This window comes from Neisseria sp. P0021.S005, assembly GCF_051956955.1.
Genome location: NZ_JBQCWY010000789.1, coordinates 1 through 1,249, shown reverse-complemented (window position 1 = coordinate 1,249; position 1,249 = coordinate 1). Strand labels below are relative to the sequence as shown.

The following is a 1,249-nucleotide window of genomic DNA, read 5'->3' as shown; positions in this document are numbered from 1 at the left end:
CTTGAGCACGGTTTATTTCCCCGGCGGCAAAATCACTATGTTGCCCGAAAACTGGATTGCCGCGTTCAGCCTTGATGCAGGCGCATACCGCCCTTCCATCAGCATTTATTTCGATGTGGACAACGAGTTCAACGTCGGCACGCCAACCTGCAAAATCGAAGCGGTCAACATCGCTGAAAACCTGCGCATCCAAACCATCGAGCCGCATTTCAACGCCGAAACCGGCTTGGACGAAGCAGGCGAAATGATGTTCGCTCACCATCAAGACCTGATTTGGTTCTATCAATTTGCCATCGCCCTGCAAAAAGCGCGCGGCAAATACGAGCCCGACCGCGCGCCGCAATACGATTACAGCATCGAATTGGATGAGGAAGGCAACGTATCCGTCGTCCGCCGCGAACGCGGTTCACCCATCGATACGCTGGTCAGCGAGATGATGATTCTTGCCAACAGCACTTGGGCGCAAATGCTGGATGAAAACGAGCTGCCCGGCCTTTTCCGCGTCCAACCGGCAGGCAAAGTGCGCATGAGCACCAAATCTGAACCGCACATCGGCATGGGCGTGCAGCATTACGGCTGGTTTACCTCGCCGCTGCGCCGCGCCGCCGACTACATTAACCAAAAGCAGCTGATCAGCCTGATCGATGACACTGCCGAACCGCTGTATCAAAACAGCGATGCCGAGCTTTTCGCCGCGCTGCGCGACTTCGATGCCGCCTATACAGCCTACGCCGACTTCCAACGCCAAATGGAAGCCTACTGGAGCCTCGTGTACCTGCAACAGCAAGGCACGAGCGAGCTGACGGCTACCATCCTCAAAGAAGACCTCGTCCGCATTGAAGGCCTGCCGCTGGTAACGCGCGCGACCGGTATTCCGTTTGACGCGCTGCCTAAATCGCAGGCATTGTTCAAAATCACTGAATTGGATGCCGAGAAGCAGTTTATCGCGCTCAACTATCAAAAAGCCGTTTTACCGGGCTGATAACATTATTCCGTTTGAAAAAAGGCCGTCTGAACGCAAAAACAGAAATCTTTGATTTCGTTTTCATCCCTGTTCAGACGGCCTTAATCATCTAAAAATGCTACAATTCCCCTTTTCTGCCCATCATTTCAAACCATGAAAAAAAACGCCCCCCAATCCTTTGAAGAAGCCTTATCCCACCTCGAAACCCTGACCCAAGCCATGCAAAGCAGCGAAATGCCGCTGGAAGACGCCCTGGCCGCCTATCAGGAAGGCAACGAATTGGTC

At 53.5% G+C, this 1,249-nt stretch carries 2 protein-coding genes; both read left to right on the top strand.

Annotated elements, in window-relative coordinates; translation table 11 throughout:
• The coding region (locus ACTHUE_RS19315; protein ID WP_440424201.1) for an RNB domain-containing ribonuclease at positions 1–982 on the top strand (982 nt) is incomplete at its 5' end.
• 135 nt (positions 983–1,117) lie between these two features.
• Positions 1,118–1,249 (top strand): exodeoxyribonuclease VII small subunit (gene xseB / locus ACTHUE_RS19310; protein ID WP_440424202.1); only part of this gene is annotated, 132 nt, incomplete at its 3' end.